The sequence below is a fragment of the Streptomyces sp. NPDC045701 genome (genome assembly GCF_056432045.1).
On sequence record NZ_JBWKJV010000096.1, the window covers coordinates 1 to 7,037 of the forward strand.

Annotated in this window: 8 protein-coding genes; 3 read left to right on the forward strand and 5 right to left on the reverse strand. The window is 68.6% G+C overall.

Going from position 1 to position 7,037, the window contains the following annotated elements; all coding sequences use genetic code 11:
- Window positions 1–219 precede the first annotated feature (219 nt).
- The 5 genes from AC07DW_RS32405 to AC07DW_RS32425 form a co-directional block, all read right to left on the reverse strand.
- Window positions 220–915, reverse strand: coding sequence for a Tn3 family transposase (locus tag AC07DW_RS32405; protein WP_478861225.1), 696 nt, complete (start codon window positions 913–915; stop codon window positions 220–222).
- Between the two features lie 4 nt (window positions 916–919).
- On the reverse strand, window positions 920–1,579 hold the full coding sequence (locus AC07DW_RS32410) for a Tn3 family transposase (RefSeq protein ID WP_478861226.1): 660 nt from the start codon (window positions 1,577–1,579) through the stop codon (window positions 920–922).
- A 332-nt stretch (window positions 1,580–1,911) separates the two neighbouring features.
- A complete protein-coding gene (locus tag AC07DW_RS32415) occupies window positions 1,912–2,277 on the reverse strand; it encodes a hypothetical protein (protein WP_478861227.1) in 366 nt (121 codons plus the stop codon).
- Between the two features lie 174 nt (window positions 2,278–2,451).
- Window positions 2,452–2,811: a hypothetical protein gene (locus tag AC07DW_RS32420; RefSeq protein ID WP_478861228.1), complete on the reverse strand. Its 360-nt coding sequence runs from the start codon at window positions 2,809–2,811 to the stop codon at window positions 2,452–2,454.
- Window positions 2,808–3,311, reverse strand: coding sequence for a DUF4158 domain-containing protein (locus tag AC07DW_RS32425; protein ID WP_478861229.1), 504 nt, complete (start codon window positions 3,309–3,311; stop codon window positions 2,808–2,810). Before AC07DW_RS32425 ends, AC07DW_RS32420 begins: the two co-directional genes overlap by 4 nt.
- 186 nt (window positions 3,312–3,497) lie before the next feature.
- Between AC07DW_RS32425 and AC07DW_RS32430 the strand changes: the two genes are divergently transcribed.
- The 3 genes from AC07DW_RS32430 to AC07DW_RS32440 all read left to right on the forward strand — a co-directional run bounded on the left by AC07DW_RS32430 (window position 3,498) and on the right by AC07DW_RS32440 (window position 6,916).
- Entirely contained in the window at window positions 3,498–3,749 is a 252-nt protein-coding gene (locus tag AC07DW_RS32430; RefSeq protein WP_478861230.1) for a hypothetical protein, read from the forward strand.
- Window positions 3,750–4,646: 897 nt separating this feature from the next.
- Window positions 4,647–5,810: a ParA family protein gene (locus AC07DW_RS32435; RefSeq protein ID WP_478861231.1), complete on the forward strand. Its 1,164-nt coding sequence runs from the start codon at window positions 4,647–4,649 to the stop codon at window positions 5,808–5,810.
- On the forward strand, window positions 5,807–6,916 hold the full coding sequence (locus AC07DW_RS32440; protein ID WP_478861232.1) for a ParB/RepB/Spo0J family partition protein: 1,110 nt from the start codon (window positions 5,807–5,809) through the stop codon (window positions 6,914–6,916). Before AC07DW_RS32435 ends, AC07DW_RS32440 begins: the two co-directional genes overlap by 4 nt.
- Window positions 6,917–7,037: the final 121 nt, after the last annotated feature.

A 7,037-nucleotide genomic window follows, 5' to 3' on the forward strand; every position in this document is an offset into this window, starting at 1 on the left:
TCATCCTCCGACAACACCAGCTCGGCCATCGGCCGCCCCATCTTCGCCATGGAGACAGCTTACTAATTCAACGAATTCCCGGCGCAGGACACTAGTCTGGTCCCGGCGTCCTCGGCGGCGCCAAGTGCCTGCTGAACGGCGAACGCGGCCGCCACCACACCGCCGACCTCGACGATCTCGCTGGCGACGACCTCATCATGGTCACCGCTACCCACAAGATCAGCGGCTCTTCTGGCCGCGGCCGGCAGTTTCTCCTCTGCCTCGAACTCGACATCCAGGCGCGGGTCGGACGCGTCCGGGCGCACGGTCAGCTCCGTGGTGGCGTACGAACCGAATCGCATGACGTGGTCGGTCACGGGCTGATCGCGGCCAGGTCCTCTCCCCGGTGATCTGCCAGCCCTCCGCCTGAAGCTCACGGACCACGTTCATCAGGTTCAGGGCCGTATGGAAGATCTCGCAGTTGGCCAGCAGAGACGTCAGCTTCACCGCCTTCTCCTGCCCGACCGGGCAGTTCTCAGCGATCACCCCGCCGTTGCAGAACGCCAGCCAGTCAGTGAAGTTGTTGAAGGGCTCCACCTTGTTGGTGGCTGCCGTTACCCGGCGGCGAAGCGACGGGTCCGAGATGAACTTGAGCAGCTGCACGGTCGCGACCGCCCGGCCCACCTCGCGGAAGGCCCGGCAGATCTGGTTGCGGTGGGAGTTGCTGCCAAGGCGCCGCAGCAGCAGCGGCGAAGCCAGGGTGCCCTCCCTGATCGCGATCGAGACCCGCATGAGATCGCGCCAGTGCGTCTCGATGAGACGCCAGTCGATGACGTTGCGCCCACCTTGGTCGAACAGGACGTCGATGTGCCGGTAGCGGGCGCTCGCGGAGGGCCCGTAGAAGGTGCGGTCCTTCCAGTTCCGTATCCCCGGCATCAGCTCAAACCCCTTCAAATGGGCGAGACAGAAGACCGGGAACGACTGCCCTTGGCGTACCGGCGTGGATCGTGTCCGGCTTCACCCCGGAGGCGTTCTTCAACAGCCCGTCGATGATGCAGACGGCCTCCCGCACGCCACAGGGCACGAATCTGGAGAAGAGCGCGATGTACTGATCGGATATGTGGTGGTATGCGAATCCTCCGTACCGGATCGAGGCCTCGGCGAGCAGGTTGTCGATGAAGGTGTCCATCTGCGTGCCGCCGGCCGCCACGGACGTCCCGTCGCCCCACGCCCTGACCAGGTCCAGGCGCACGAACGCGCTGACCACGTCGGTGAGTGCCTCGTTGATCTTCTCCACTCTCAGGTGCCGGTTCGTGATCCCGCTCAGCTCGTGCGCAGAGACCCCGGCGATGCGCCGCGCCGCTCGGCAAACGTCATGCTGATGCCGCCCACGAAGGCGGTCAGCACGTACCGGCCGAAGGAATCCTTCAGTTTCAGGGTCGCTGCCGCAGGCCGGTCCGAAGCGGCGCCACCACTCCACCCAGTACGCGGTGCGCGACAGGAAGCCCAGCAGGGTGCGCTCCGGCATCCGCGCCTTGACCTCGCCCTCCAGCGCCTCGGCCAGGACGCTGACCCCCTTGGCGCACTGCTTGCGCAGCACCGGCCCCCCCGTTCTCCCCGATGACCAGGTCCGCGTCGTCCGGGTAGCCGGAGGCCACCTCCGCCGCGGTGGACTCCAGCCGCTCGCGCACGGCCGCGGTGAACCCCGCGGCCGTGTCCGGCAGCCCGGACTCCTCGCACAGCTGCGCCAGCTTCGGACCCCACTCCTCCCACTCGGGCAGCTGGTCCGGCCAGTTGGCGAAGGGGTCCGAGCCGCTGATGGCCACATCTCCGGTCCGCAGATCTCGGCCAGGCAGGTGAACACCAGCGTCTCGAAGCGCCGGCGGTCCGCAGGCCGGGCCTCTTGCGGTCCCGTACAGCCCGCTGCCAGTTCTACGAGGCGAAGCCGAAATCCAGCGGCCGCCCCTCGTACAGCTCCGAGATGTACTCGCGGGCCGCGCTCTGGTGGGCCCGCGCGTGCGACGACAGCGCGTCCAGGACCCGCCGGTCCTCACTGACCGCCCCGAAACTCCAGCGTGCCCACCAGATCGAACATCGGAGCCCCATCCCGCTTGTAGAAGCGGCCCACCAGCACCTCGTGGTTGTTGCCGTGGTGCGCGCCACCGCCTCGATGCCGGCGAACTCCGCCGCGAACGACCCCGAGCTCTGCACCGCCTCCCGCGCCAGCGCGGCAGCCCGCTTCGCGGCCAGCGCCCGCGCCGCCCTGCGGCGCGCCTTCTTCCCTGCCGGGAACGGCACCGGCACCCGTCCGGACCGCGCGGCAGAAGGCCGGCGGGGCCGATCCGCTCCAGCACCGTCCGGTAGGTGCCGATCATCCGCACCAGCGCCTGCTGCTGCTTGCGGATCTCCTCCAGCCCGTCCTTCGCATTCTTCAGTCTGGTCGCCACCCGCTTGCAGAACATCTCCGCCAGGTCATCCCGGGCCCGCCGCCGGGCCGTGTGCACCAGGCAAGGCCAGCAGCGCGATGAGCTCGCCCGTCTCGTAGTCCCGCAGCCCCGCCGCGTCCAGCGCGCCCGCCTCGGCCCCGAAGTCGGCGATCTCCCCGGGCGCGATCCCCTCCAGCCACGAGTCGGTGTCCCCGAGCCCGTCCACCCACTGAAGGTGCTTGTGCTGCTCCTTCAGATGGCTCCAGCTGGGCCGTTTCGCGGGCTTCTTCAGCCGGTTCAGCCCGCTCTTGCGGTCCAGCCCGCCCACCTCCAGCAGCCCCAGCCGCCGGGACCGGTCCTCCATGGTCATCCGGGACCGGACGGTGGCGAAGATGTCCTCGTTCACCTCCCGGCGGACCCCCGGGCGGCCATCTCGTCCAGGGTGCGGAACGCCGGCAGTTCACAGGTCGCCCGGACCAGCTCCTCAGCGCGACGTTGATCAGGTCCGGCGGGTTGTTCTTCACCAGCGCCGTCCGCCGGATTGCCTCCTCCACGATCTGACGGACCCGCTCCTGATCGTAGGAGATGCCCTGCCGCTTGCGCACCTTTGCGGTGCAGCTTGGCGGTATTGACCGACTCATAGTGCGGCCCGGTGCCCTCGGGCAGCTCCAGGGCGCCGCGCACGTGTTCCACCACCGTCTCGGGAACCTCGGCAGCCTTCGGGAAGTAACCCCGCTTCTGGTAGCACTTCAGCGCCAGGGCCAGGGCGAGCAGGTGCTCCTCCGAGCGGGCCCGCTCCTGGACCCAGCCGATCTCCTCGCGCTCGGGGGTGAAGAAGACGTGCATCTCCCGCGCCGACATCAGCCGCTTGAACCGCGGGTACGCGGTCCGTTCTATCGAGGTCACGCCGCCGGTCCCCGCCCCCGGTACGAAAACGATCACTTCCGCGCGGACCGTACCAGGGTGATCACCAGCCGATACGACTGCCCCGCAGAACCCCGCCCGCACCGGGCGTGCGGCCTCTACGCTCGACTCCCGTGAACCGACAGCAACAAGCAGCCCCGCAGTGACGGAGACCTGAGCCACGAACAGGTGGCCCTCCCTTTCGAGCAGTTCACCGGCCAGACCAACCGCATCGCGGACATCACCGCGATGCTCATCAAGTACGCCCAGGCCGGCGGCAAGGACTGGGAGACCTACGAACCCATCCTGGACCACCTCGCCCGCGAGGGCATGAAGCTCATCCAGTACGGCCGCGGCCGTGGTACAGCGGCAGGATGCCATGCCAGCCGCCTCCGCAGAGCGGGTTCCGAGGGGTGCCCGGCCAGTCATGGACTAGGCTAGGCCGACGGTCCAGATGCCCGGTGCGAAGGCGGCGCGGTGGGTCAGCAGCAGAGTGCCCGTGCTGCCGGAGCAGTACGCCGTCTCTTCAAGCCACCGTGCGTATCGGTGCGTCCAGCCGGCACGGGTGCGTAACTGCGAGGCGCGCAGAGGCAGCGGGGGAGTGGTGGCCGGGCAGACGGCGCAGGCGGAAGCAGCGGCAGCACCCCCCGGTCTCCTCGCGACCCAGGAGCAGGGTGCGCGCGCCCTGCCGGAGGATGCCGCCGATCCGTGGCTTGCCGTCAGCACGCAGAGGGGACGGAGCCGGCAGGCTGGCCGGCACTGACAGCACGAGCCCGCCTGCCTCTCGGCAACAGTTCCCCGACCACCTCGTCGCTTTCGTCATGTGGCCTGTGTGCACCAGTCCGGCCCGGCGGAGGCGATGCGAGTCCAGGAGCGTGACGGTGAAGGTCTCAACCAGGCCCAGGGTGCCGAGCACCCTGGCTCCCCGTGGCACACACCCCGGCCGACCTGTCGAACGGCGGGGCAGGGCCCCGCATTGGGGGAAGCTCGCGAGGCCGACCTGGTCAGGGTTGCTTTGAGCAGGAGTCAGTCGCACGAGGAGGGCAGCCGCCGCAGTGGCGGTGTTCTCCTGTTCCCCGGCAGCTTCTGATGGACGTGCGATCGTCGTCGGCGCGCCGGGCGGTCTTACGCCGTAATGAAGTCCTGATCAACTCTTGCCTGCAGACCGCTTATTACGGCGTAATGAACCACGCGACAACTGGACTGGAGTACCGGGCCGCCTGACCACCGTTGCTCATTACGCCGTAATGGACGTAATGGACCGGCACCGTCGGGTGAACCGCCCGTTTTGGAGGACCCGAGCGGTCCATATGCCTCCAGAGTAAGTAAGGTGACGCCATGGCATCTCCGTATCCCCAAGGAGACCGGGAAAAGGTGGCATCCAAGCTGCCTTCCGCGCTCCGGCAAGAACTGAAAATCCGGGCAGCTGAACTCAGTCTGGACATCCAGGACGCCGTCACTGACGCCGTCAACGCCTGGCGCGAACAGTCGGCAGGCAACAGCACTGTCGATACCACCGGTGCGGATTCGTTCAGCACCTGGCTCCCGCCCGGCATGTACGACGACTTCAAAGAGACCTGCACCGAACGGGGGATCTCCTTCATCCAGGGCCTTGCCCAGGCCGTGCGCCGGTGGCTTGACACGCACCCCTCCCCGGGCGCTCAGCCGGCCGTCGGCGAACCGGAACGCAAGATCGTCTGCAACCAGAAGGGCGGCGTCGGCAAGACCGCCGTGTCAGCCGGGGTCGCCCAGGCGTACGCGGAGGACGGCAAACGGGTCCTGCTGGTCGACTACGACCCGCAGGGACACCTCAGCCAGCAGCTCGGCCTCCCACAGATCCCCCCGGGTGAAGACAGCCTCGTCTCCCACATGGTGGGCGAAGGCAAGGGCAGCCTGCGGGATCTCGTCGTCACCCTCGAAGACCCCCGTTTCGGAAAGCGCCTCGACGTCCTGCCTTCCTGCTTCGACGGCTTCCTCCTGGATGCCCGCGTCGGCGTCAAGGCCTACACAGGGCGCGGCTACCAGAAGGAAGCCGCACTCGAGCTGGCCCTGACTCCGGTCGAAGCCGACTACGACGTCATCGTCATCGACTGCCCGCCCAGCCTCGGCATCGCGATGGACGCCGCGCTGTACTACGGACGCCGCCGCCAGGGTGAGCGCGCGGGGATCTCCGGAGCCATCATCCCCGTCCTCGCGGAGGACTCCTCCGCGACCGCCTACAGCATGCTCGCCGGACAGATCAACGACCTCAGCGCGGACCTGAACCTGGACATCGACTACCTCGGCCTGGTCGTCAACCTGTACGACTCCCGCCGCGGCTTCGTCGCCACCTCCTCCCTCAAATCGTGGAAAGCTCTCGGCACCCCGCCGGTCCTCGCCGTCATCAACGACCTCAAGGAGCAGCGCGAAGCCGTTCGCCAGACCACGCCGCTGCTGGCCTACGCCCCGCACAGTGAGCAGGCCGAAGCCATGCGGCAGATTGCTCGGGGAGCTACCGCATGAGCAAGGCCGACACCCTCGGAGCCTCCAGCGCATTCGCCTCAGCCGCCGGAGCGATCAGTGCCCGCCGCATGGTGACCCAGCAGGCCCTTGGTCAGCCGGCTGCGGAGATGCCCGTCACGGAGACGCCGGTCAGCGACATCAGCCTGAACCCGGCGAACCCGCGGTCGGAACTCGGCGACCTGACCGACCTGGCCGGCAGCCTGAGGGACCACGGGCAGAAGACGGCGATCAGCATCATGAGCCGCGACGCCTACCTCGAGGCCCACCCGGACCGGGCAGCGGACCTCGAGCCGGGCGCCCGGTATGTGGCCATCGACGGAAACTCCCGCCTGGCCGCCGCCCGCGAAGCGGGACTCACAACCATCAAGGTCATGGTCGACGACGGCCTCGGCCGGAGTGCTGACGACCTCCTCGAATCGGCCCTCGTCGCCAACATCCACCGCAAGGACCTCGACCCCCTCGACGAAGCACGGGCCCTGCAACAGCTCCTCACCATCCACGGCACCCAAGAAGCGCTGGCGGCGCGCCTGCACCGTTCCCAGGGCTGGGTAGCCCAGCGCCTGGCGCTCCTGGGCCTGACGCCTGCCTTGCAGAAGCGGCTCGAGGATGGCGATGAGTCCGTCGAGTTGCTGCGGCGGGTCGGGAAGAAGAACCCGGAGGAGCAGGAGCAGATCCTGCAGCGGCTTAAGGAGGAGGAAGCGCGGAAGAAGGCGGCGACCAAGGCCGCACGGAAACGCACACCCGGCCCCCCCGCAGCCGCAGACGTGGGCGCCCACGGCTCGTCACACGACGAGGAGATGAAGACGCAGCCCCCTCATTACGGCGTAATGAAGCACCCTCCGCAGGTAGCGGAAACCGGGGCCGAGCCCTCCACGCCTGCCGCCCTGGGCGAGGGAGGACCGCTGCCGGTCCAACCTGCGGAGGTGCAGCCGGGTAGTGCGCTGGGCACGGGGCTGGAGCACCCGGTGGCGGGCCCGCTGAAGCCGCCGCCGATCAGGATGCCGTGGGAGGACGGGGTGCTGGTGGCGGAGATCGCCATCGAGAAGATGGCCCGGGACCAGATGACGGTCCTCTACGAGCGGTTGGGCGAGGAGCTCAACAAGTAACCTAGCCACCTGAGTTACCCGCAGGGGCCCGGGGGGCGGGTGGGGGGGGGGGGCCGGGGGGGGGTGGGGGGGGGGAGTGGGGGAGGGGGGGGGGGGGGGTGTTGTTGTTTCCCCCACGGTT

What these genes read in the sequence shown, in the direction of transcription:
- AC07DW_RS32405 (WP_478861225.1), bottom strand. Translation starts at nt 915, where the DNA reads ATGCCGGGGATACGGAACTGGAAGGACCGCACCTTCTACGGGCCCTCC.
- AC07DW_RS32435 (WP_478861231.1), top strand. Translation starts at nt 4,647, where the DNA reads ATGGCATCTCCGTATCCCCAAGGAGACCGGGAAAAGGTGGCATCCAAG.
- AC07DW_RS32440 (WP_478861232.1), top strand. Translation starts at nt 5,807, where the DNA reads ATGAGCAAGGCCGACACCCTCGGAGCCTCCAGCGCATTCGCCTCAGCC.